Source organism: Chromobacterium sp. INPA-IVC, assembly GCF_059047085.1.
The window spans coordinates 158,498-181,116 of sequence record NZ_JBTNLS010000004.1 but is presented as its reverse complement, the minus strand read 5'-3'; the positions used below and the strand labels follow the sequence as shown (position 1 = coordinate 181,116).

The 22,619-nt window shown below is 65.2% G+C and carries 25 protein-coding genes; 15 read left to right on the top strand and 10 right to left on the bottom strand.

The window, feature by feature from the left end:
* The first annotated feature begins 29 nt into the window (after positions 1-29).
* Both ACX17K_RS08535 and ACX17K_RS08530 read left to right on the top strand, forming a co-directional pair.
* Positions 30-419 carry a group II truncated hemoglobin gene (locus ACX17K_RS08535; RefSeq protein ID WP_493774458.1) on the top strand — a complete coding sequence of 130 codons (390 nt, stop codon included), beginning with the start codon at positions 30-32 and terminating at the stop codon, positions 417-419.
* A gap of 122 nt (positions 420-541) precedes the next feature.
* Positions 542-829: a hypothetical protein gene (locus ACX17K_RS08530; protein WP_493774457.1), complete on the top strand. Its 288-nt coding sequence runs from the start codon at positions 542-544 to the stop codon at positions 827-829.
* 9 nt (positions 830-838) lie between these two features.
* On the opposite strand, the gene ACX17K_RS08525 is transcribed toward ACX17K_RS08530, so the two are convergent.
* Positions 839-1,198, bottom strand: a complete 360-nt coding sequence (locus ACX17K_RS08525; protein ID WP_021475188.1) for a dihydroneopterin aldolase — start codon at positions 1,196-1,198, stop codon at positions 839-841.
* A gap of 84 nt (positions 1,199-1,282) precedes the next feature.
* On the opposite strand from ACX17K_RS08525, the gene plsY reads away from it, so the two are divergent.
* The gene (gene plsY / locus ACX17K_RS08520) at positions 1,283-1,903 is read left to right on the top strand and encodes a glycerol-3-phosphate 1-O-acyltransferase PlsY (protein WP_493774456.1); all 621 of its coding nucleotides are present in this window, start codon (positions 1,283-1,285) and stop codon (positions 1,901-1,903) included.
* Between the two features lie 64 nt (positions 1,904-1,967).
* On the opposite strand, the gene lepB is transcribed toward plsY, so the two are convergent.
* Positions 1,968-2,636 (bottom strand): signal peptidase I, encoded by a 669-nt coding sequence (gene lepB, locus ACX17K_RS08515; protein ID WP_493774455.1) that lies wholly within the window; start codon positions 2,634-2,636, stop codon positions 1,968-1,970.
* A 118-nt stretch (positions 2,637-2,754) separates the two neighbouring features.
* A complete protein-coding gene (locus ACX17K_RS08510) occupies positions 2,755-3,714 on the bottom strand; it encodes a histone deacetylase family protein (RefSeq protein WP_046155490.1) in 960 nt (319 codons plus the stop codon).
* A 73-nt stretch (positions 3,715-3,787) separates the two neighbouring features.
* Between ACX17K_RS08510 and ACX17K_RS08505 the strand changes: the two genes are divergently transcribed.
* The 3 genes from ACX17K_RS08505 to ACX17K_RS08495 are packed head-to-tail and all read left to right on the top strand — an operon-like array spanning position 3,788 to position 7,531.
* Complete coding sequence (locus tag ACX17K_RS08505) at positions 3,788-4,693, top strand: AAA family ATPase (RefSeq protein WP_493774454.1); 906 nt, start codon at positions 3,788-3,790, stop codon at positions 4,691-4,693.
* Positions 4,677-5,621 carry a DUF58 domain-containing protein gene (locus tag ACX17K_RS08500; RefSeq protein ID WP_347371129.1) on the top strand — a complete coding sequence of 315 codons (945 nt, stop codon included), beginning with the start codon at positions 4,677-4,679 and terminating at the stop codon, positions 5,619-5,621. The genes ACX17K_RS08505 and ACX17K_RS08500 overlap by 17 nt, the downstream gene beginning before the upstream one ends.
* Positions 5,618-7,531, top strand: coding sequence for a transglutaminase TgpA family protein (locus ACX17K_RS08495; RefSeq protein WP_493774453.1), 1,914 nt, complete (start codon positions 5,618-5,620; stop codon positions 7,529-7,531). Before ACX17K_RS08500 ends, ACX17K_RS08495 begins: the two co-directional genes overlap by 4 nt.
* A gap of 45 nt (positions 7,532-7,576) precedes the next feature.
* On the opposite strand, the gene rpoS is transcribed toward ACX17K_RS08495, so the two are convergent.
* The 5 genes from rpoS to nadA form a co-directional block, all read right to left on the bottom strand.
* The gene (rpoS, locus tag ACX17K_RS08490) at positions 7,577-8,527 is read right to left on the bottom strand and encodes an RNA polymerase sigma factor RpoS (RefSeq protein WP_021475108.1); all 951 of its coding nucleotides are present in this window, start codon (positions 8,525-8,527) and stop codon (positions 7,577-7,579) included.
* A gap of 53 nt (positions 8,528-8,580) precedes the next feature.
* Positions 8,581-9,588: a peptidoglycan DD-metalloendopeptidase family protein gene (locus ACX17K_RS08485; RefSeq protein ID WP_493774452.1), complete on the bottom strand. Its 1,008-nt coding sequence runs from the start codon at positions 9,586-9,588 to the stop codon at positions 8,581-8,583.
* A gap of 149 nt (positions 9,589-9,737) precedes the next feature.
* Complete coding sequence (locus ACX17K_RS08480) at positions 9,738-10,406, bottom strand: protein-L-isoaspartate(D-aspartate) O-methyltransferase (RefSeq protein ID WP_046155486.1); 669 nt, start codon at positions 10,404-10,406, stop codon at positions 9,738-9,740.
* Positions 10,391-11,134, bottom strand: coding sequence for a 5'/3'-nucleotidase SurE (gene surE / locus ACX17K_RS08475; protein ID WP_493774451.1), 744 nt, complete (start codon positions 11,132-11,134; stop codon positions 10,391-10,393). The genes ACX17K_RS08480 and surE overlap by 16 nt, the downstream gene beginning before the upstream one ends.
* Positions 11,135-11,249: 115 nt before the next feature.
* Entirely contained in the window at positions 11,250-12,167 is a 918-nt protein-coding gene (nadA, locus tag ACX17K_RS08470) for a quinolinate synthase NadA (protein ID WP_231151133.1), read from the bottom strand.
* 194 nt (positions 12,168-12,361) lie between these two features.
* Between nadA and ACX17K_RS08465 the strand changes: the two genes are divergently transcribed.
* The 8 genes from ACX17K_RS08465 (at position 12,362) to xerD (ending at position 19,495) form a co-directional block, all read left to right on the top strand.
* Complete coding sequence (locus ACX17K_RS08465) at positions 12,362-13,372, top strand: cation diffusion facilitator family transporter (RefSeq protein ID WP_104947957.1); 1,011 nt, start codon at positions 12,362-12,364, stop codon at positions 13,370-13,372.
* Positions 13,369-16,044 carry a bifunctional acetate--CoA ligase family protein/GNAT family N-acetyltransferase gene (locus ACX17K_RS08460; protein WP_493774450.1) on the top strand — a complete coding sequence of 892 codons (2,676 nt, stop codon included), beginning with the start codon at positions 13,369-13,371 and terminating at the stop codon, positions 16,042-16,044. The genes ACX17K_RS08465 and ACX17K_RS08460 overlap by 4 nt, the downstream gene beginning before the upstream one ends.
* A 106-nt stretch (positions 16,045-16,150) precedes the next feature.
* Positions 16,151-16,402 carry a 30S ribosomal protein S16 gene (rpsP, locus tag ACX17K_RS08455; RefSeq protein WP_011137222.1) on the top strand — a complete coding sequence of 84 codons (252 nt, stop codon included), beginning with the start codon at positions 16,151-16,153 and terminating at the stop codon, positions 16,400-16,402.
* A gap of 34 nt (positions 16,403-16,436) precedes the next feature.
* Positions 16,437-16,946 (top strand): ribosome maturation factor RimM, encoded by a 510-nt coding sequence (gene rimM / locus ACX17K_RS08450; protein WP_103902154.1) that lies wholly within the window; start codon positions 16,437-16,439, stop codon positions 16,944-16,946.
* Positions 16,946-17,713, top strand: a complete 768-nt coding sequence (trmD, locus tag ACX17K_RS08445; RefSeq protein ID WP_046155480.1) for a tRNA (guanosine(37)-N1)-methyltransferase TrmD — start codon at positions 16,946-16,948, stop codon at positions 17,711-17,713. The genes rimM and trmD overlap by 1 nt, the downstream gene beginning before the upstream one ends.
* 3 nt (positions 17,714-17,716) lie before the next feature.
* The gene (rplS, locus tag ACX17K_RS08440; protein ID WP_011137219.1) at positions 17,717-18,085 is read left to right on the top strand and encodes a 50S ribosomal protein L19; all 369 of its coding nucleotides are present in this window, start codon (positions 17,717-17,719) and stop codon (positions 18,083-18,085) included.
* A gap of 71 nt (positions 18,086-18,156) precedes the next feature.
* Entirely contained in the window at positions 18,157-18,621 is a 465-nt protein-coding gene (locus tag ACX17K_RS08435; protein WP_493774449.1) for a methylated-DNA--[protein]-cysteine S-methyltransferase, read from the top strand.
* Positions 18,608-19,495: a site-specific tyrosine recombinase XerD gene (xerD, locus tag ACX17K_RS08430; protein ID WP_493774448.1), complete on the top strand. Its 888-nt coding sequence runs from the start codon at positions 18,608-18,610 to the stop codon at positions 19,493-19,495. Before ACX17K_RS08435 ends, xerD begins: the two co-directional genes overlap by 14 nt.
* Before the next feature lie 69 nt (positions 19,496-19,564).
* Here the strand turns inward: xerD and clpA are convergent, their stop codons facing one another.
* The gene (gene clpA / locus ACX17K_RS08425) at positions 19,565-21,844 is read right to left on the bottom strand and encodes an ATP-dependent Clp protease ATP-binding subunit ClpA (protein WP_493774447.1); all 2,280 of its coding nucleotides are present in this window, start codon (positions 21,842-21,844) and stop codon (positions 19,565-19,567) included.
* Positions 21,844-22,152 carry an ATP-dependent Clp protease adapter ClpS gene (clpS, locus tag ACX17K_RS08420; protein WP_021476693.1) on the bottom strand — a complete coding sequence of 103 codons (309 nt, stop codon included), beginning with the start codon at positions 22,150-22,152 and terminating at the stop codon, positions 21,844-21,846. The genes clpA and clpS overlap by 1 nt, the downstream gene beginning before the upstream one ends.
* A gap of 226 nt (positions 22,153-22,378) precedes the next feature.
* Between clpS and ACX17K_RS08415 the strand changes: the two genes are divergently transcribed.
* Positions 22,379-22,582, top strand: a complete 204-nt coding sequence (locus ACX17K_RS08415) for a cold-shock protein (protein ID WP_011137214.1) — start codon at positions 22,379-22,381, stop codon at positions 22,580-22,582.
* The last annotated feature ends 37 nt before the right edge of the window (positions 22,583-22,619 follow it).

Here is a 22,619-nt window from a genome sequence, read left to right as displayed (position 1 = left end):
CGCGAAGCGCGCCGGCGCTTGGAGCGTGAATGAGCGAAGTGCAGGAAATGACGCCGTACCAGCTATTGGGCGGCGAGGGAGTGGTCCGCTGGCTGTGCGACCGGTTCTACGAGATCATGGACAGCGAGCCCACGGTGAAGCCGCTGCGCGACATGCATCCGGCCGATCTCGCCGGCTCGAGCCAGAAACTGTTCATGTTTCTGTCCGGCTGGCTGGGCGGTCCTTCGCTGTATATGGAAGCCTTCGGCCACCCCCGGTTGCGCATGCGCCACATGCCGTTCGCGGTGGACGAGGCCGCGCGCGATCAGTGGATGTTCTGCATGCGCAAGGCGGTGGGCGAGCTGGTGGCGGAGGACTGGCTGAAGGACAAGCTGCTGGAGGCGTTCTACAACACCGCGGATTTCATGCGCAATCGCTGAGGAGCGCGCGGAGCCGGCGTTTTGGGCGCTTGGCTCTAGTATCGTTGGCAGCTGTTGAAAGAGATGCTTGAAGTCGGCGTCCGTTTGTCCATGATTAAAGTATCCACACGTGGAGCCTGGACATGGGCCGCCGTCTGCTGCTGCTGCTCGTCATCGGATTGGGCGGAGAGTCCGCCCTGGCGGGGTGTTTGCCGCAGGCGATGATGTGCGCGTCGCCGCGCGATCCGGAGGTGAAGCGGCAGGAACTGTCCGAGCAGGGCCTGCAACTGGGCCCCTTGAGGCTGGAGCGCGAGCCCGGTAGCCAGAGCCTCAGGCTGACGCCAGCGCTGGATATGGGCAAGCGCACCCATCTGTCGGTGCGCATGCATCACAAAGACATTGGTCTGAGGCTGAAATTCAATACCGATTAGGCGCCGGGCTCAGCTTGGCCGATGGCCGCGCTCGATCTGCACGCCCACGCGCTTCACGCCGGGCAATATCCCCAGCTTGGTGACTGCCACTCTCACCCACGGCGCGCCGAACTCCTCGCGAACCATCTTCGCGATATGCTCGGCCAGCGCCTCAAGCAGCAGGAAGTGCTGCTCCTCCAGCGATTGGCGCAGCCGCTCCACCACCACGCCGTAGTGTATGGTGTCGCCGATGTCGTCGCTGTGGCAGGGCGTGTCGCTGGGAATGCCGATTTCCAGGTCGATTTCAATGGTCTGGGCGGCTGTGCGCTCCCAGTCGTACACGCCGATCACGGTGTCGGCGCGCACTTCGCGCAGGAATATGATGTCCATCTGTCAGTCAGGTGGTTGGGCTTTGGCGCCCGATACCGTAAAATCCGAAGCTCTCTATTCTAATGCAACGGATACCGCTCCACCATGACCACGACCGCATTCGCTTTTGTTCTGGCGGCCTATTTGATCGGATCGCTGTCTTTCGCCGTGATCGTCAGCAAGGCGATGGGCATGGCCGATCCGCGCAGCTACGGCTCCGGCAACCCCGGCGCCACCAATGTGCTGCGCACCGGCAAGAAGCTCGCCGCCGCGCTGACGCTGCTGGGCGACGGCGTCAAGGGCTGGGTGGCGGTGGCGCTGGCCGCCTGGCTGGGGCCGCGCTACGGCTTGGGCGAGCAGGGCATCGCCTTGTGCGCGCTGGCCGTGCTGTTCGGCCACATGTGGCCGGTGTTCTTCGGCTTCAAGGGCGGCAAGGGCGTGGCCACCGCGGTGGGCATCCTGTTCGGCATCAACCCTTGGCTGGCGCTGGCCGCGTTGGCCACCTGGCTGTTCATGGCCTTCGTGGTGAAGATTTCTTCGCTGTCGGCCATCATCGCCTGCGTATTGGTGCCGGTGTACGCCTTTTTCATCCTGGGGCCGCAGAGCGTGTATTTCGGCACCTGCATCATCATCGCCATCGTGGTGGTTCATAGGCACAAGTCCAACCTGATCAAGCTGATGACCGGCAAGGAAGACAAGATAGGCAATAAGGGCGACGCCAGCTGAGCCGCGCGTCGGGAATGAAAAAAGCCGTCCTTCTGGACGGCTTTTTGTTTGTCCGGCGCCTCTGTCAATGAAAGTCGCTGGCGAAACGGCTCCAGCGCGGCATCCAGTTGGCGGTGATGTCGGCGGAGGCGATCACGCCGACGGCGCGGCCGATCAGCAATTCGCGCGGCACCAGGCCGAAATAGCGCGAATCGGCGCTGTCGTCCCGATTGTCGCCCAGCATCAGATACTGTCCGGCCGGAATGGCGATGGGGCCGAAGCCGCTGCGGGCGTTGACGCCGGATAGCCACTGCACGCGGTGCGGCGGCAGCGCGCCGCTTTCCCGCAGGCGCAGCGCGGGCAGCGCCGCATTGTCCGCCACGGTCTCGGTCAGCCGCTCCAGCGGCTGGTAGCGCGCGGCATGGCCATTGATGATCAGCCGCTCATCGCGCATTTCCACCGTGTCGCCCGGCAGGCCGACCAGGCGCTTGATCAGCCTCATGCCGTCTTTGGGCGACGAGAAGGTGATGATGTCGCCGCGCTGGGGCTCGCCGGTGCGATGCAGGATGACGTTGGTCAGCGGCAGCTTCAGGTCGTAGGCCAGCCGGTTGACCAATACCACGTCACCTTCCAGGACTGTGGGGCGCATCGAGCCTGTCGGAATGGGGTTCCAGTCCGCGACGGCGGTGCGGAACAAGCCAAACACCAAAAGGAAAACCAGGAATCCGCGGTTATTGCGCAGCCAGTGGCTCATGCTTTTTTCCAATCATGTCGATGTTTGAAATACTGTTCCGGGCCGCGAGGCGGCGCAGGCCCAAAACGGCTGGCTTCCGAGCCGGAGCCCGGTTGGGATTTGGCGGCGACAGGGAAGCTTAGCCGTCGGACAGCACGCGGATATGGGCGGCGACGCTGCGGCCCAGCGCCGACAGGTCGTAGCCGCCCTCCAGCACCGACACGATGCGGCCGGCGCAGTATTGGTCGGCGATTCCCACCAGATGGCGGGTCACCCACTCGTAGTCGGACTCGATCAATCCCAGCGAACCCATGTCGTCCTCGCGGTGGGCGTCGAAGCCGGCCGAGATGAACAGCATCTGCGGCTGGAATTCATGCAGCAGCGGCAGCCAGACGTTTTCCACCGCTTCGCGGAATTCGCGTCCGCCGCTGCCTGCCTTCAGCGGCACATTGTGCATGTTCGGCCCCATCGGCTCGTCGCCGCTGTACGGATAGAACGGATGCTGGAAAATCGACACCATCAATACCCGCGGATCGTCTCGCAGGATCTCCTCGGTGCCGTTGCCGTGGTGGACGTCGAAATCCACCACCGCCACCCGCTCGAACTTGTAATGGGCCAGCGCGTGGGCGACGCCGACGGCGATGTTGTTGAAGAAGCAGAAACCCATCGCCTTGTCGCTTTCGGCGTGATGTCCGGGCGGGCGGATCGCGCAGAAGGCGTTGGGCGCCTTGTCTTCGGCCACCAGCTCCACCGCCTTCACCACAGCGCCGGCCGCGCGGCGGGCCGCCTGCAGCGTGCCCGGCGACATCGCGGTGTCCGGGTCCATGCGGAAGGTGCCCACGCTGGGCGCGCAGGCTTCCAGATATTCGACGTAGCGCGGCGGATGCACGCGAGCCAGCTGTTCGTAGCCGACTTCGGGCGCCTCCACCTCCTGCAGCGAGTCGAAAATCTGCGAGGCCATCAGCTGGTCGCGGATGGCGGTCAATCGTTCCGGGCACTCCGGGTGGCCCACCCCCATATTGTGTTGCAGACAGTCGGGATGGGTGACGTAGGCGGTCAGTCCGTTCCGCTGCAGGCGGTTTTTCAGCCAAGTGAACACGAATGCTCCCCGCGTGCTTACAATGGGATTGCGATATGTGAATTTGATAAATACTGCGCGCAAGCGGGGTCAAATGCAATCTCTCTCCCAGGCCTACCGGCAACTGAATACCTTGATATTGGGCAAGCCGCAGGCGATCCGGCTGGCTTTCGCCTGCCTGATCGCGCGGGGCCATTTGCTGATCGAGGACGTGCCCGGCGTAGGCAAGACCACGCTGGCGCACGGTTTGGCCGCCGTGCTGGGGCTGGAATACCGGCGGGTGCAGTTCACCAGCGACCTGTTGCCGGCCGATATCCTGGGCGTCAGCATCTACCAGCGCGACAGCGGCCGCTTCGAGCTGCACAAGGGGCCGGTGTTCACCCAGGTGCTGCTGGCGGACGAGATCAACCGGGCGTCGCCCAAGGTGCAGTCGGCGCTGCTGGAGGCGATGGAGGAGCGTCAGGCCTCGATAGACGGCGACACCCACCCGTTGCCGGCGCCGTTCTTCGTGATCGCCACCCAGAACCCCGGCGAGCAGATGGGCACCTTTCCCTTGCCGGAATCGCAGCTGGACCGTTTCCTGATGCGGATCTCGCTCGGCTATCCGCCGCGCGAGGCCGAGCGCGCGTTGTTGATGGGCGAGGACCGCCGCGCGCTGCTGGAGCGTTTCCGGGCCACGATGGCGCCTGATGAGCTGTTGGCGCTGCAGCAGAAGGCGGCCGCGGTCACGGTGTCGCCGGCGCTGGCCGATTACCTGCTGGCGCTGCTGGAGGCGACGCGCAGGCCGGGGCTGTTCGCGACTGGGCTGAGCCCGCGCGCCGGACAGGCGTTGGCGGCCGCCGCGCGTGGCTGGGCGCTGCTGGCGGGACGGGATCATCTGTTGCCGGAGGATGTGAAGGCGATTTTCACGCCGGTGGCGGCTCATCGCTTGCAGTCGGCGTCCGGCGCGCCGGTCGAGCCGGAACTGGACAAGCTGCTCGCCCATGTCGCCATTCCGTGAGCGTCTGCGGCGCTGGTGGTGGTCGCGCCTGCCGCAGGAAGACCGCTGCGAGCTGTCGCAGCGCCGCATCTATTTGTTGCCCACCCGTTTCGGCCTGCTGTTGATGACGGTGGCGCTGGCGGTCTGGCTGGGCGCGCTCAATTACCAGGTCAGCCTGGCTTACGCGCTGGCGTTCTGGATCGCCGGCCTGCTGCTGGTGGCGGTGCTGATGGCCTACCGGCAGCTGGCCGGGCTGAGGCTGAGCGCCGACGGCGGCCCGGCGGTGTTCGCCGGCGAGGCCGCGCGTTTTTCCCTGCTGCTGGAGAACCGGACGCCCGCCGCCAGGCGTTTGCGCGTCGCCGCCGAGGGAGGCGAGCCGCAGGCGTGCGAGCTGGAGGGCATGGCCGATGCCCGGATGGCGCTGGAGTTGCTCGCGTCCAGGCGCGGCTGGCTGCCTTTGCCAGCCTGCGTGGTGGAGAGCGACGCGCCGTTCGGCCTGGTGCGGGCGTGGGCGGTGCTGAGGCTGCGCGCGCGGGTGCTGGCTTATCCGGCCCCGCTGCCGGACGCGGCCAGAGGACGCCGGGAGGCGGAAGCCGGCAAGGGGGGAGGCGAGGGCGTCGGAGATGAGGATTTTTCCCATCTTGACGCCTATCGCCACGGCGACACGCCGCGGCAGATCGCCTGGAAGGTGATGGCGCGGCGCGATCTGCTGGCCAGCAAGCGCTTTTCCGCCGAGGCCGGCGCGGGGCTGCAGCGCCTGGGCTGGGACGACTACGCCGGCGAATCTGATCCGGAGCGCCGGTTGTCCCGCCTGGCCTGGCGGGTGGAACAGTGCGAGCGCCGCCGCCAGCGCTATCGGCTGTGTCTGCCGGATGGCGAAATCGGCCCGCAGCCGCGCCAGCGCGAGCTGGCGCTGGGCGCGCTGGCCTTGTTCGGGAGCGCGCGGTGACGGCTGCGGCCGAGCAAGAGCCGAACCGCTGGCCGGTGCTGCTGGCCTTGCTGTGGATCGTGTCGCCGCTGGCCTGGCATCTGCCGTTCTGGCTGCCGGCAGGCTGCGCGCTGGCCCTGCTGTGGCGCGGCTGGCGGCCAGAGTTGCCGCCGCGCTGGCTGCTGCTGCCGGCGCTGCCGATGGCGGCCGCGGCGCTGTGGATGAGCCTGGGCACGCTGGTGGGGCGGGAGGGCGGCGTCGCCTTGTTGACGATGCTGATCGCTTTCAAAGCCTTCGAGACCCGCACGCTGCGCGATTGGCGCGTGCTGACGGCCTTGGGTTTCTTCCTGGCGGCGATGCCGTTGTTGTTCGACCAGTCGCCGTTGATGGCGGCCTGGCTGGCGCTGGCCATGCTGTTGCTGACCTGGGCCGCCGCGAGGCTGGCCGGCGCGCTGCCGCGCGGCAGCTGGCGGCACGCCTGGCAGGCCTTGGCGCTGTCGCTGCCGCTGATGCTGGCGCTATTCGTGGCGATGCCGCGGCTGCCGCAGCCCTTGTGGAGCCTGAATACGCCGCCGCAAACCGCCTCCAGCGGCCTGGGCGACGATATGGAGCCGGGCAGCATCAGCCGGCTGATCCTGAGCCGGGAGCCGGCGTTTTCCGCGGTGTTCGACGGCGCGGCGCCGCGGCAAGACCAGTTGTACTGGCGAGTGGCGCTGCTGGACGATTTTGACGGACGCCGCTGGCAAGGCCTGGGCGGTGAGCGCGGCGAAAGGAGCGGGACAGCGGACGGGCCCGTTCTGCGCTATCGCCTGACGCTGCGGGCCGACCGGGGACGCTTGCCGGCGCTGGAGTTGGCGTCCGGAGCCGGGCCGGGCAGCCGCCTGGAAGGCGGCGGACTGTTGCGCCAGGACCCGCGCAGCGACGAGCTGCTCGGCTACGCGCAGGAAAGCCGGCTGGGCGCGCGCGGCCCGGCGGCGTTGAGTCCGGCCCGGCGGGCCTTTTATCTGCGTTTGCCGCCTGGGAATTCACAAAGCCGGGCGCTGGCCGTCCAATTGGCAGCGGCGGGAGGGGATGGCCGAGAATTCCTGCGCGGGGCGCTGGACTTCCTGAAGCGCGGCGGCTTCCGCTACACCCTGCAGCAGCCGTTGCTGGGAGAGCAGGCGGTGGATCACTTCCTGTTCGCCAGCCGCCAGGGCTTCTGCGAGCACTACGCGTCCTCGTTCGCCTTTCTGGCTCGGGCGGCGGGGCTGCCTGCGCGGGTGGTGGTCGGCTATCAGGGGGGCGAGTACAACCCGGTGGGCCGTTTCTGGCAGCTGCGCTCGTCGGACGCGCACGCCTGGGTGGAAGTCTGGCTGGACGGCGCGTGGCAGCGGGTGGATCCGACGGCCGCGGTGTCGCCGGGCCGGCTGGCGCTGGGCGCGGAGCAGGCATTGCCCGCGCTGAGGACGGAAAGCGGCATGGCGGCGGCATTGCCGCCCCAGTGGCTGAGGCGGGTCCGCCAGCAGTGGTTTGCGGCCAACTTCGCCTGGCAGCAGTGGGTGGTCGGCTATGACGCGGAACGCCAGCAGGGGTTGTTCCGATGGCTGGGACTGGGCGAACGGGTGGATGCCGCCAGCGTGTTGCGCGCGCTGGCGGCCGCGATGGCGCTGGCGATGATGCCGCTGGTCCTGTGGTGGCGCAGGAGGCCGGCGGCGGAGCCGCTGCCCGCGGGCTGGGAGGCATTGCGCAGGCGGCTGGAGAAGAGGGGCGTCGAGGCGCCGCGCGCGCAGGGGCCGCTGGAGCGGCTGAAGGCGGCGCGCGGGCTGCCGCGCGACGATTTCAACCGTCTGAAAGCGTTGGTCGATGAATACATCGAACTGCGTTATCGGCTAACCGCCGCCGATGGCGCGCGCGAAAAACGATGGCTGAGACGGGCGCGGCGCTGGAAATGACAAAGCCCGGCGGGAGGCCGGGCCGGTGGCTGCGTCTGGCGAACTTCAGAGCAGGAAGTCGCGGGAGATGCCTTTGCGGCGCAAGATGCGGCGCAGCTGCTCCAGGCCCTCGATCTGGATCTGGCGCACGCGTTCGCGGGTCAGGTTCAGCGAGGCGGCCAGTTCCTCCAGCGTGCAGATCTCGTAGCCGTTGAGGCCGTAGCGGCGCTCGATCACCAGCCGCTGCTTCTCGTTCAGCTGGCTCAGCCAGTCGTGGACAAACATCTCCAGCTGGCTGTTGTGCAGCTGCAGCTCAGGCTCCTCATGCTGCTCGTCGGGGATGGATTCGCCGATCGACAGCATCGGATCGATGTCCAGCGGCGCGTCCAGCGAGGCCATGCGCTCGTTCAGGTTCAGCACCTTGCGCACATCCTCAACCGGCTTGCCGACCAAGTGGGCGATCTCCTCCACGCTGGGTTCGCGGCCAATCTGGCTTTCCAGGTGGCGCGAGGCGCGCAGGTAGACGTTCAGCTCCTTGATCACGTGCACCGGCAGGCGGATGGTGCGGGACTGGTTCATGATCGCCCGCTCTATGCTCTGGCGTATCCACCAGGTGGCATAGGTGGAGAAGCGGAAGCCGCGTTCGGGATCGAACTTTTCCAGCGCGTGCATCAAGCCGATGTTGCCTTCCTCAATCAGGTCGAGCAGGGCCAGCCCGCGGTTGATGTAGTGCTTGGCGATGTTCACCACCAGCCGAAGATTGTGCTCGATCATCTTCTGCCGGGCTTCGAACTCGCCGGCCACCACCCGCCTGGCCAGCGCCAGTTCTTCCTGCGGCGTCAGCAGCGCGTTGTTGCCGATGTCGTTCAGATAGATCTGGGTGACGTCGGCGACCACGTCCTCGAAGACTGCCGGGCTTTCGGCGCTTTCCTCGGCCTCGGCTTCGGCTGCGTTTTCTTCGCCATTGTCTTCGTCAAGAATGTCATCCTCGTCGAGGATGTCTATTTCGTTGCTCATCTCTCTACCCCCGTCGCTGTCTTGTCCCGACGGGGGTGGGTGGCCACGCCCGGTCAGGACTTGTGTTCAAGATACTGCATCGGATCCACCGGCTTGCCAAAACGGCGGATCTCGAAATGCAGCTTGACTTGGTCGGCATCGGAATTGCCCATTTCGGCAATCTTCTGCCCTTTCTTGACAGACTGTCCTTCCTTGACCAGCAACTGGCTGTTGTGCGCGTATGCGGACAGGAAGGTCTTGTTATGTTTGATGATGATCAGCTTGCCGTAACCCCTCAGTCCGGCGCCGCTGTACACCACTTTGCCGTCGCCGGCCGCCAGCACCGGCTGGCCCATCCGGCCAGTAATCTCGATGCCCTTGTTGCTGTCCGAATATCCCTTGGTCATCTTGCCTTCGGTAGGCCAGGCCCAGGGCACAGCGTCTTCTTCCTGCTTGGCGCTGGGTGCGCTGGCTTCCTTGGCCGGCGCCGGGGCCTGCGCGACCGCGCTGGCTTCCGGTTTCTTCGCCGGCGGCGTGACAACCGCGGGAGCGGATGTTTGAGCGTTGTTGTTGTTGGCTGCGCGTCCCTCGCTCTGGGCCGGCAGATTCTTCACCGCTTCGCTGCTGTACGGCAGCTTCAGCGCCTTCGGATAAGCCTTGACGCTGGAGCCGCCGGCATTCTTCGTCGTCTCGCCCGCCGCCACGATCGGGGCGGCTGACGGCTTGTCAGCCGCGGGGGCCGCCTGGCTTGCCGCGCCTCCGCCCGGAGGAGACAAGCGCAACACCTGGCCGACCTTGATGCTGTTGTCGGGCAGATTGTTCCAGGCTGCCACATCCTTGTACTTCAGCCCGTGGTTCAGGGAAATCCGGAACAGGTTGTCGCCGGGTTTCACCACGTAAGTGTTGCCGTTTTCAGCTGCCGCGTCATCCGCCACAGGCTGGACTTTCAGACTGCCCTGGTCCCGATAGGGGGCGGCCACGGTGGCGTCGTGCGGGGCGGACGGCGTTTCAACCTTGGCCGGAGCCGCCTGGGCGACCCGCGCCGGCGCGGCGCTTTCCACCGGAGCGGCCTGTTGCACCATGCTGCTGCAACCGGCCAAACCGGCCGCTATTGCGGCGACTAATATATGCGCATACCTGCAATGCATTTTTAGCATGTTTTTTTTGTTCAAATGTTGAATAAGTGTTTTGATTGATTGTCTGACAGATTAAGTGTTGCGTTTTTGCAGTCTTAACTGCGTCCGTTCAGCAGCGGAACAAACTTGACCGGGTCCAGCCGGGTCTTTTGCAGGCCTTGAGCCGTCTTTTCCAGCAGCCACAGGTGCTGTTCGGCTTCGCCCAGCGGCAGCACCATGCGGCCGCCGTCGGCCAGCTGGTCCACCAGCGGCGCCGGCACCGCCCGCGCGGCCGCGGTGATGATGATGCCGTCGAAGGGCGCGGCTTCGGGCAGTCCGGCGTTGCCGTCGCCGTGCACCAGCCGGGCGTGGACCAGCTTGGCGGCGCGCAGATTGCGTCTTGCTTGGTCAAGAATCGCGCCCAGTCGTTCAATCGAATAGACCTCGGCGCCGGTCTTCAGCAGCACTGCCGTCTGGTAGCCGCAGCCGGTGCCGACCTCCAGTATCTTGCCGGGCTGCCGGCCCTGGATCAGCAGCTCGGTCATCCGCGCCACGGTCAGCGGCTGGGAGATGGTCTGGCCGTGGCCGATCGGCAGCGACACATCGTCGTAGGCGCGGGTGGCCAGCGCCTGGTCGACGAACAGATGGCGCGGCACCTCGTGCATCGCCGACAACACCCGCTCGTCGCTGATGCCGTGCTGGCGCAGGCGGTCGCTCATGCGGCGGCGCGTGCGTTCGGACAGCATGCCGTAGGCCTGGGCGTTCGGGGTCAGCGGTGCAGCCATGTGGAAATCCTGTCCAGTTGCCCGTAGGCGGTCAGATCCAGCATCAGCGGCGTGACGGACACCTGTTTGGACGCGACGCAGCCGAAGTCGGTGCCGGCGCCGGCATCCTGCACCGCGCCGACCGGTCCTACCCAGTATATCGTCTCGCCGCGGGGATTCTGTGATTTGATGACCGGCTGGGCGGCATGGCGGCGGCCCAGGCGGGTGACCTGGATGGAGCCCAGCTCCTCCGGCGGCACGTCGGGAACGTTGACGTTGAGCAGAACCGGCTGTTGGAACGGCTCTGCCTGGCAGCGCTCCACCAACTGCTCCACCACTTTGCCGGCGCTGGCGAAATGCTTGCCGCTGTGGCCGGCCATCGAGACGGCGATGGAGGGGATGCCCAGCATGAAGCCCTCGGTGGCGGCGGCGACGGTGCCGGAATACAGCGTGTCATCGCCCATGTTCGGGCCGTGGTTGATGCCGGTAAAGATCATGTCCGGCTTGAAGTCGAGGAAGCCGGTGACTGCTAGGTGGACGCAGTCGGTCGGGGTGCCGTTGACGTAATGGAAGCCGTTGGCGGCCTTGCGCACCGTCAGCGGGCGGTCCAGCGTCAGCGAGTTGCTGGCGCCGCTGCGGTCGCGCTCAGGCGCCACCACCGCCACTTCGCCGTAGCGCTGCAGCGTCTGGGCCAGCATGGCCAGTCCAGGCGCGAAATAACCGTCGTCGTTGCTGAGCAGAAACTTCATACTGTCTTTCCGTGTGTATCGCCCGATTGTAGCGCCGCCAGCATGACGGCGGATAGCGCGGCGTGGGCGCGGGGACCGTAAAAAAACCCGCGGAAGGCGGGTTTGTCTAGCCTGTTCAGGCGTAGTAGCGTTTGCTGAATTCCAGCATCCGTTCGATGGGCACGCGAGCGGCGTCCATCTGCTCCGGGCTCAGGTAGTCGATGGCCAGGCCTTCGCCCTGCTGCGCGCGCTTCACCGCCTCGATGGTGTTCATCTTCATGTAAGGACAGGAGTTGCACTGGCAGCCGGCGTAGATCGGCGCCTGGCGCAGATCGAGATCGGGACGGGCCAGGCCCATGTTGTACAGGATGCCGTCCTCGGTGGCGACGAAGATCACCGCCTTGGCGTCGCCCTGATAGGCCTTCACCCAGTTCAGCATGCCGGAGGTGGAGCCGACGTAATCGGCTTTCTTCAGCACCGGCAGCGGGCTTTCCGGGTGGGCGATCAGGTATTTCTCGCCTGGAACGGCCTCGAACGCCTCGTTCAGCGCCGCCTCGTTGAACTTGTCGTGCACCTCGCACACCGCCGACCACAGCGGCATGTCGTAGCCGTACTGGTCGTTCAGGTAGCCGCCCATATTGCGGTCAGGCGAGAAGATCACCTGCTTACCCTCGGCGTACAGGTGGGCGATGATGTCGTCGACGTTGCGGCTGGTGACGATCCAGTCCGACACCGCTTTGTGTTCGGCGCTGGAGTTGATGTAGGACACGTGCACGTGGTCTGGATAGCGCTTGCGCCACAGGGTCAGTTCGGCGACGTCGGTCTGGGTCACCAGAGAGCAGGTGGAGCCTGCGTCCGGCAGGATCACCGTGGCTTCGGGGTTGAGGATCTTCGCGGTCTCGGCCATAAAGCGCACCCCGGCGAAGACGATGATGTCGGCCTGGGCCTCCTTGGCGTACAAGGACAGTTCCAGGCTGTCTCCCACCTTGTCGGCCATCTGCTGGATTTCCGGCTGGGTGTAATAATGAGCGAGGGTGACGACGCGTTTCGTCATGGTGTTTCGGCTCCTGCCAGACCGGGAGAAGGGCCCCGGCCGGTTGAATGCTGCGGCGCAATAAACGTTTGTTGCGAAACTGTAAAGGTTAGCAATATTGTAAAGCTTGCGCCACTGGCTGGGTATCGCCCCAGGTTAATTTCACCGGGCGCCGTGGCTGAAATGCATCTGTCAGTGGTTTGTCGGAGGTCAAAATGACGCCTGGTTTCCATCTGCATGATGAGGACGGCGTGGATCACGCCCATGACGACGATCACGACGCCAACCACTCGCATCTGCATCGCCACGGCGGTCCGGAGGGCGGAGACGGCAGGCGGCTGAGCAGCCGCGCGCTGGCCAAGGTGTTGGCGTTGACCTGCGGTTTCGCGCTGGTGGAGGCGTTGGGCGGCTGGTGGAGCGGCTCGCTGGCGCTGTTGTCCGACGCCGGCCACATGCTGACCGATTCGCTGTCGCTGCTGCTGGCGCTGTGGGCGGCCCGCATCGGCAGCCGGCCGGCCACCGATCGGCTGTCGTTCGGCCATGGCCGGGCCGAGGTGCTGGGCGCGCTGCTGAACAGCCTGCTGCTGTTCGGGCTGTCGGTCTTCATCGTCGCGGAGGCGGCGGAGCGGCTGCTGCGGCCGCACGCGGTGAACGGAATGGGCGTGATGCTGATCGCCGCGATCGGCCTGGCGGTCAATGTGCTGGCGGCCTGGGTGCTCAGCCGCGGCGCGCATTCGCTGAACAGCAGGGCGGCGCTATTGCATGTGCTGGGCGATCTGTTCGGCTCGGTGGCCGCCATCGCGTCCGGCGTGATCATCTATCTCACCGGCTGGACGGCGGCGGACCCGTTGCTGTCCATCCTGGTGGCGTTGTTGCTGCTGGCGGCGGCCTGGCGCCTGATCCGCCAGGCGGTGATCGTGCTGATGGAGGGCGTGCCGGCGCATCTGGACTACAACCGCATCGGCGAGGCGCTGTCGGGCATCGCCGGCGTCCGCTCGGTCCATGATCTGCACGTGTGGACGATGTCGGCCGAGCGGGCGGCGCTGTCCGCCCACGTGCGCATCGCCGCGCCGCAGGACTGGCCGCGCATCCTGGCCGCATGCCAGCTGATGCTGTCGCGCGAATTTTGCATAGATCACGTAACCTTGCAGGCGGAATGGCCGGCGTCCGCGCCCGCCGGCAAGCCGGTACCGATAGATATCATCTCCGAGGACAAGCATTCATGAGGCCGCATTACCTGACCCCGCTGTTTTCCCCGCGCACCGTGGCCGTGGTCGGCGCCAGCGACCGCCCGGGTTCGATCGGCCAGGCGGTGTTCGCCAATCTGCTGGCCAGCTCCTTCCAGGGCAAGCTGTTCCCGGTCAATCTCAACCACAAGGTGGTGGGCGGCATGCCGGCGGTGGCCTCGGTGCGGCAGATCGAGGAGCCGGTGGACCTGGCGGTGGTGGTGACGGCGATCCGCTCGCTGCCGGCCGTGATCAAGGATTGCGGCAAGAAGGGCGTGAAGGCGGTGCTGCTGGCCAAGGAGTTTTCCGACAGCGAGCAGCTGGAGCAGGAGCTGATCAACGAGGCCCAGTCCATCGCCCGCCATTTCGGCATCCGCATCCTCGGCCCCAACGTGCTGGGCCTGATGCGCCCGGTGGCCGGCTTCAACGCCAGCAATTACAACGGCAAGGTGAGGCCGGGCAATCTGGCGCTGGTGTCGGAGTCGTCGGCCTTGTGCGCGGCGATGCTGGACTGGGCCGACAGCAAGGAGATCGGCTTCTCCAGCGTGGTGCCGCTGGGCGGGGCGCTGGACGTCGGCTTCGGCGAAATTCTCGACTACCTGGTGGCCGACAATGCCACCCAGGGCATTCTGTTGCATGTTCACCACATTCACGACGCCCGCCGTTTCATGTCGGCGCTGCGCGCCGCCGCCCGCACCAAGCCGGTGGTGGTGATCAAGTCCGGCCGCTTCGAGAACGACGCCAGCGGCCTGACCCACGCCAGCAATCTGGTGGCCAGCGGCGACGCCTTCGACGCCGCGCTGGCGCGCGCCGGCGTGCTGCGGGTGTCGTCCATCGCCCAGCTGTTCACCGCCGCCAAGGTGCTGGCCGCCAACTACCGCGTCGGCGGCCGTCGGCTGGCCATCGTCACCAACGGCTTCGGTCCCGGCATGCTGGCCGCCGACAGCGCCGTCGATTACGGCGTGGAGCTGGCCAAGCTGAGCGACGGCACGGTCAAGCTGCTGGACAGCGTGCTGCCGCGCAACTGGTCGCACGGCAATCCGCTGGACATCATCGGCGACGCCAGCCCGATGCGTTTCCGCACCGCGGTCAAGGCCTGCGTCGACGATCCCGGCGTGGACGGCGTGATGGTGATCTTCACGCCGCAGGCCGGCACCGACCACCTGACCACCGCGCAGCTGATGATAGGCCTGCAGCGCGAGACCACCAAGCCGCTGTTCCTGTCCTGGCTAGGCGACGCCAAGGTATCGGAAAGCCGCGAACTGTTCTCCAAGGCCAAGTGCGCCCACTTCCGCGCGCCGGAATACGGCATCGAGGTGTTCCGCCATCTGGCCGACTACCAGCGCAACCAGCAATTGCTGTTGCAGACGCCGGGGCCGCTGGAGGGCCTGCGGAACGATCCGGACGTCAATACCGCGCGCAAGGTGATGGACGCGGCGCTGGCCGAGGGGCGCACCGTGCTGTCCGAGCGCGAATCCAAGCAGGTGCTGGCGGCCTTCCATATCCCGGTCAATCCGACCACGCTGGCCCGCACCGCCGACCAAGCGGTCAAGCAGGCGGCCAAGATAGGCTATCCGGTGGTGCTGAAGATCGACTCGCCGGACATCATCTACAAGTCCGACGTCGGTGGGGTGGAGCTCAATATCAGCAACGAGGAGACGCTGCGCGCCGCCTTCGACGCCATCCTCTCCCGCACCCGGCAGGCGCGGCCGGACGCGCGCGTCGACGGCGTGTCGGTGCAGCCGATGCGCAAGCGCCGCTTCGCGCGCGAGCTGATGGTGGGCGTGGCGCGCGACGCCGGCCTCGGCCCGGTGATCGCTTTCGGCGCCGGCGGCATCGCGGTGGAGGTGATGCGCGACCTGGCGCTGTCGCTGCCGCCGCTGAACGATTATCTGGTGGACAGCATGATAGGGCAGACCCGCATCGGCCAATTGCTGGGCCCGTTCAAGAACCTGCCGCCGGTGGACGTGGACGAGCTGCGCCACGTGCTGCTGCAGGTGTCGGAGATGGTGTGCGAGTTGCCGCAATTGAGGGAGATGGACATCAATCCGCTGGTGGCGGACGAGCAGGGGGTGATCGCTCTGGACGCGCGCATCTTCGTCGGCCCGGCGCGCGCCGACCAGAAGCGCTACGGCCACATGGCCATCATGCCTTATCCCACGCATATGGTAGTGTGCGCCAAGCTGCGCGACGGCACGCCGGTGATGATACGGCCGATCCGGCCGGAGGACGCGGACATGCAGCAGGCCTTCGTCCGCAATCTGTCGGAGGAGAGTCGTTACAACCGCTACCTTTCCAGCATCAAGCAGCTGTCGCAGAGCATGCTGGTCCGCTTCACCCAGCTCGACTACGACCGCGAGATGGCGCTGGCGATGACACGCGAAGGCGATGGCGGCGAGGAGATGCTGGCAGTGGCGCGCTTCATCACCGATCCGGACAACGAGGCCTGCGAGTTCGCGCTGGAGGTAGCCGACGACTGGCAGGGGCGCGGCATCGGCACCTTGCTGCTGCAGGCCTTGTTCGACGCGGCGCGCGAGCAGGGGCTGAAACTGATGCGCGGCGAAGTCCTGGCCGGCAACAAGGGCATGCTGAAACTGATGCATAAACTGGGATTTAGCGTCGAGCCGCACCCCGAGGACAGGGCGCTGACGCTGGTGCTGAAGACGCTGTAAGCGGACGCTTCGGGACGGTCTTGCATTAAGCGCTTGCAAGATAAGGGAAATCTGCCATAAAATCGTGGGCTTTTCTATATCCCGTTTTTTTCAAGGACAATCGACAATGGTAGTGATTCGTCTGGCCCGCGGCGGCGCCAAGAACCGTCCGTTCTACAACATCGTGGTGACCGATTCCCGCAACCGTCGTGACGGTCGCTTCATCGAGCGCGTTGGCTTCTACAACCCGGTAGCCAACGAGAAGCAAGAGCGCGTCCGCTTCACCATGGACCGTCTGAACTACTGGGTCGGCGTTGGCGCACAGCTGTCCGACTCCGTTGCCAAGCTGCTGAAAGAGCAGAAAGTCGTAGCCGCTTAATCCGGCTATCCGACATCAAGACGGAATTGGGCGCATGCGCGACGAAGATCTCGTAGTAATGGGCTTTGTGCGCGGCGCCTTCGGTATCAAGGGCTGGGTGAAAATCCACGCCGATACCGAATACGCTGACGGCCTGTTCGATTACCCGGTCTGGTGGCTGGGCAAGAACGGCAGCTGGAAGCCGTATACATTTGAGAACGGCGCAGTCCAGCCCAAGGCGCTCGCCGCCAAGCTGGAAGGCGTCGAAGGCAGAGATGCCGCCGAGTTGTTGCGCGGTTCGCAGATCGCGGTTCCGCGCAGCGAACTGCCTGCTCCCGCTGATGACGAGTACTACTGGAACGACCTGATGGGTCTGACCGTGGTCAATCAGCAGGGCGAAACGCTGGGCAAGGTGGACAATCTGCTCGAAACCGGCGCCAACGACGTGCTGGTGGTGAAGGGCGACGATGGCCAGCAGCGGCTGATTCCGTTCGTGGAACAGTATGTGCTGGACGTGGTGCCGGCCGAAGGCCGCATCCTGGTGGACTGGGGTCTGGATTACTGATGCAGATCGACGCGGTGACGCTGTTCCCGGAGATGTTCGATTCGATTGCCCGCTTTGGCGTCAGCCAGCGGGCGCTTGACTTGGGTCTCTGGCATTTCAAAGCCTGGAATCCGCGCGACTTCACCCACGATAATTATCGTCGGGTGGACGACCGGCCTTATGGCGGCGGTCCCGGCATGGTGATGCAGATAGAACCCTTGGAGCAGGCGATAGACGCCGCGCGCGCGCGTCAGCGCGAAGCCGGCGTCGAAGCCAGCCACGTGGTCTACCTGTCGCCGCAAGGCGTCAGGCTCAGCCACGCCAAGGCGGCGGAGCTGTCGCAGCGGCAAGGCCTGATCCTGCTGTGCGGCCGCTACGAAGGCATAGACGAGCGGCTGATCGCCACCCAGGTCGATGAGGAAATCTCGATCGGCGATTACGTGCTGTCTGGCGGCGAACTGCCGGCGATGGTGCTGGCCGACGCGGTGGTCCGGCTGCTGCCGGGCGTATTGAATGACGCCCAATCGGCGTATGAAGACTCATTTGTGGACGGTCTGCTGGACTGCCCGCACTATACCCGACCCGAAGAGTATCGAGGCATGCGGGTGCCGGACGTGCTGTTGTCCGGTAATCATGCCCTGATCGCCAAATGGCGGCTCAAGCAGTCGCTGGGGCGGACGTGGAAACGTCGGCCCGAGCTGTTGCAAGACCGCGTTTTGACAAAACAGGAATCTCGGCTGCTGGCGGAGTACCAGCAGGAACAAGATATCCGCAAAAAACCGGAGTAAAACATGGATCTGATCCAGAAACTCGAGCAAGAAGAAATCGCACGCCTGGGCAAGACCCTGCCGGAATTCGCCCCGGGCGATACCGTCGTGGTTCAAGTCAAGGTAAAGGAAGGCAACCGCGAGCGTCTGCAGGCTTACGAAGGCGTTGTTATCGCCAAGCGTAACCGCGGCCTGAACAGCGCGTTCACCGTGCGCAAGATGTCCGCCGGCGAAGGCGTTGAGCGTACCTTCCAGACCTACTCCCCGCTGGTGGCTTCCGTTGAAGTGAAGCGCCGCGGCGACGTGCGTCGCGCCAAGCTGTACTACCTGCGTGGTCGTACCGGCAAGTCCGCACGCATCAAAGAAAAGCTGCCGGCCCGCAAGCAGGGCTAATCCTGCCGGCGACAGCCGCTATCATCAAAGCGCAAGGCCTGGCCTTGCGCTTTTTTTATTGGGGGAAGGGAATGGACTATCGGGTGGTGATCGCCGCGCCGTTCGGCCGGCTGGGCGTGCGTTGCGAGGCCAGCGAATTGCGCGAGTTGCGCTTCCTGCCGGCGGGCGCGGTCTTGTATCCGCCTGAGCCGGGCAGCCTGGAGGCGGAGGTGGCGAGGCAGCTGAACGCCTATTACGCCGATCCGCGCCATGTCTTCACCGTGCCGTGGCGGCTGGACGGCACGCCGTACCAACTGCGGGTATGGGAGCGGATTTCGGCGATACCCTGCGGCGAAACCCGCCGCTACCTGGACCTTTCCCGCGACTTGGCGTCGTCGCCGCGCGCGGTGGGCGGCGCTTGCGGCCGCAACCTCATTCCCGTGATCGTGCCCTGCCACCGTGTTGTGGCGAGCACTGGGCTCGGCGGCTTCAACCAGTCCACCGGCGACGAGACGCTGGACATCAAGAAATGGCTGCTGCGGCATGAGCTCGGATAAAGACAGCATCGACGCCTTCCTCGATCAGCTGTGGCTGGAGGATGGCCTGTCGCAGAACACGCTGGCCGCTTACCGCCGCGACCTGTGCAAGCTGGCCGCCAGGCTGGCAGAGCAGGGCGCGACGCTGGAGGCCGCCAGGGCGGAGGATCTCGAGCGGGCGCTGCTGGCCGGCGTGGCCAGCGAGAAGCCGGCCACCCGCGCGCGGCTGATTTCGGCCCTGCGCCGCTATTGCCAGCACCTGCTGCGCAGCGGCATCCGCGCCGACGATCCCAGCGCCAGGCTGGCGTCGCCCAAGCGCGGGCAGCGGTTGCCCAAGTCGCTGTCCGAGGTCGACGTCGAAGCGCTGCTGGACGCGCCGGATGCGGAGACGCCGCTCGGCCTGCGCGACCGGGCGATGTTGGAGGTACTGTACGCCAGCGGCTTGCGGGTGTCGGAGCTGGTGGGCATGACGCTGAACCAGCTGAACCTGCTGGACGGGGTGGTGAAAACGATGGGCAAGGGCAGCAAGGAGCGGCTGGTGCCGCTCGGAGAAATCGCCCAGGACTGGCTGCTGCGCTACTTGAAGGAGGCGCGTCCGCTGCTGCTGGCCGGCCTGCCGTGCGACGCGGTGTTCGTCACCCAGCGCAAGGCCGGGATGACCCGCCAGATGGCCTGGCATCTGATCTCGCAATACGCCAGCCGCCAGGGCCTGTCCAAGGTCAGCCCGCACGTGCTGCGCCATGCCTTCGCCACCCATCTGGTCAACCACGGCGCCGACCTGCGGGTGGTGCAGCTGCTGCTGGGCCATTCCGATATCTCCACCACCCAGATCTACACCCATGTCGCGCGGGAGCGGCTGAAACAGCTGCATGCGCGCCACCATCCGCGCGGCTGAGGCCCGCGGCGTTGGAAATAAAAAAGACCCGGCATGCCGGGTCTTTCGCTGCGTGGAGGGGCGTTGCGGTCAGACCGGTTCCGCCGCCAGTGCGCTCTGGTCGAACAGCAGTTCCACCTTGTCGTCGGCGACCGTGACCGTGACCTCGCCGCCAGCCACCAGCCGGCCGAACAGCAGCTCGTCGGCCAGCGCCTTGCGCAGCGTGTCCTGGATCAGGCGGGCCATCGGACGCGCGCCCATCAGCGGGTCGAAGCCGTTCTTCGCCAGATAGCGGCGCAGCTCGTCGGTGAAGTGGATGTCGACGTGCTTCTCCGACAACTGCTGTTCCAGCTGCATCAGGAACTTGTCCACCACCTGCAGAATGATCTGCTCGTCCAGCACGCCGAACGGGATGATGGCATCCAGACGGTTGCGGAACTCGGGGCTGAACAGCCGCTTGATGTCGCCCATCTCGTCGCCGGTAGCCTTGGTCTGGGTAAAGCCCAGCGAAGGCTTGGACAACGATTCGGCGCCGGCATTGGTGGTCATGATCAGCACCACGTTGCGGAAGTCCGCCTTGCGGCCGTTGTTGTCGGTCAGCGTGCCGTGGTCCATCACCTGCAGCAGCACGTTGTAGATGTCCGGATGAGCCTTCTCGATCTCGTCCAGCAGCACCACCGCGTACGGATGCTTGTTGATGGCCTCGGTCAGCTGGCCGCCCTGCTCGAAGCCGACATAGCCCGGAGGCGCGCCGATCAAGCGGGATACCGCGTGGCGTTCCATGTACTCGGACATGTCGAAGCGGATCAGCTCGACGCCGAGGATGTAGGCCAGTTGGCGCGCCAGTTCGGTCTTGCCGACGCCGGTCGGGCCGGAGAACAGGAACGATCCGATCGGCTTCTGCGGGTTGCCGAGGCCGGAACGGGTCATCTTGATCGCGCTGGCCAGGCCTTCGATCGCCTTCTCCTGGCCGAACACCACGTTTTTCAGATCGCGTTCCAGGTTCTTCAGCACGTTCTTGTCGTCGCTGGAGACCGTCTTCGGCGGAATGCGGGCGATCTTGGCGACGATCTCTTCGATCTCCGACTTGTTGATCACCTTCTTCTGCCGCGACTTGGGCAGGATCTTCTGCGCGGCGCCGGCTTCGTCGATCACGTCGATGGCTTTGTCCGGCAGATGGCGGTCGTTGATGTAGCGCGCCGACAGCTCGGCCGCGGTGGACAGCGCCGACTGCGTGTACTTGACGCCGTGATGGGCTTCGAAGCGCGACTTCAGGCCCTTCAGGATCTCCACCGTCTGCTGCACCGTCGGCTCGGTGACGTCTATCTTCTGGAAACGGCGGGACAGCGCGTTGTCCTTCTCGAAGATGCCGCGGTACTCGTTGTACGTCGTCGCGCCGATGCAGCGCAGGCTGCCGTTGGACAGCGCCGGCTTCAGCAGGTTGGACGCGTCCAGCGTGCCGCCCGACGCCGCGCCGGCGCCGATCAGCGTGTGGATCTCGTCGATGAACAGGATGGCGTTGGTGTCCTCGGTCAGCTGCTTGATCACCGCCTTCAGCCGCTGCTCGAAATCGCCGCGGTACTTGGTGCCGGCCAGCAGGGCGCCCATGTCCAGCGCGTAGACGGTGGACTTGGACAGGATCTCCGGCACCTCGCCGCCGACGATGCGGCGGGCCAGGCCCTCGGCGATCGCGGTCTTGCCGACGCCGGCCTCGCCGACCAACAGCGGATTGTTCTTGCGGCGACGGCACAGAATCTGCACCGTCCGCTCAAGCTCGTGCTCGCGGCCGATCAATGGATCGATCTTGCCGTCGCGGGCCATCTGGTTGAGGTTCTGGGTGTAGTTTTCCAGCGCCCCGCCCGGCCCGGTGGCCTGCTCTTCGCCGTCCGCGTCGTTGTTGCTGTTGTCGCGCGGCTCCTGCGGCGGCTGCTGCGACCGCTGCTTGGTGATGCCGTGCGAGATGAAGTTGACGACGTCCAGACGCGAGATCCCTTGCTGGTGCAGGTAGTACACCGCGTGCGAATCCTTCTCGCCGAAGATGGCGACCAGGATGTTGGCGCCGGACACTTCCTTCTTGCCCGACGACTGCACGTGCAGGATCGCGCGCTGGATCACGCGTTGGAATCCAAGCGTCGGCTGGGTTTCGACTTCGGCTTCGCCGGGCACGGTGGGGGTGTGCTCGTCGATGAAGTCGGTCAGCTGCTTCTTCAGTTGGTCGATATTGGCGCCGCAGGCCCGCAATACTTCTGCGGCCGACGGGTTGTCGGTCATCGCGAGCAGCAGATGCTCCACGCTGATGAACTCGTGGCGCTTGCGCCGTGCGTCCATGAACGCCATGTGCAGGCTTACTTCAAGCTCCTGGGCAATCATCAGTTTTCCTCCATTACGCACTGAAGCGGATGCTGATGCGCTTTCGCATATTGCAACACCTGCTCGACCTTCGTTGCAGCCACGTCTTTGGTATAAACGCCACACACGCCGTGACCTTGCGTGTGGACTTGCAGCATGATCTGGGTGGCCTTCTCTCTGTTCATGTAGAAGAACTGCTGGAGAACCTGCACCACGAAGTCCATTGGGGTAAAATCATCGTTCAATAACAACACCTTATACATCGGGGGTGGGTTTTCCCTAACCCGTGACGCCTCAAGCTGGGCATCGTCTTTGACCGAGGTGGACATGTCGACTTTCACTGAAACGGTGCCTCACTTCAATTTTGGTTCCCCCAGACTTTTTTTCAAGGGGGCTCTCAAGACCGCAATCACTTGACTCCGTCGCCGCGCTTGCGTAGAAATGCAGCTGGTGCTTGGCTTAACTGTTTGGCATTTTGCGGCACAGCATTTTGTCAAACTCTATTAAGCTCTAAGTTGGTCGGCTTCACCAGCCTTTTTTTCGCAAGGAAGTTAAATGGCATTTGGTACCGTGAAGTGGTTCAATGACGCAAAAGGCTTCGGCTTTATTACCCCGGACGAAGGTGGCGAGGATCTGTTCGCCCATTTCTCGGCCATCAACATGCAAGGCTTCAAGACCCTGAAAGAGGGTCAGCGTGTAAGCTTTGAAGTGGTGTCCGGCCCGAAAGGTAAGCAAGCGTCCAATATCCAGAACGCGTAAGTCTGTTCTGGACTCAGTCCCGCCGCGTGGTGGGCTG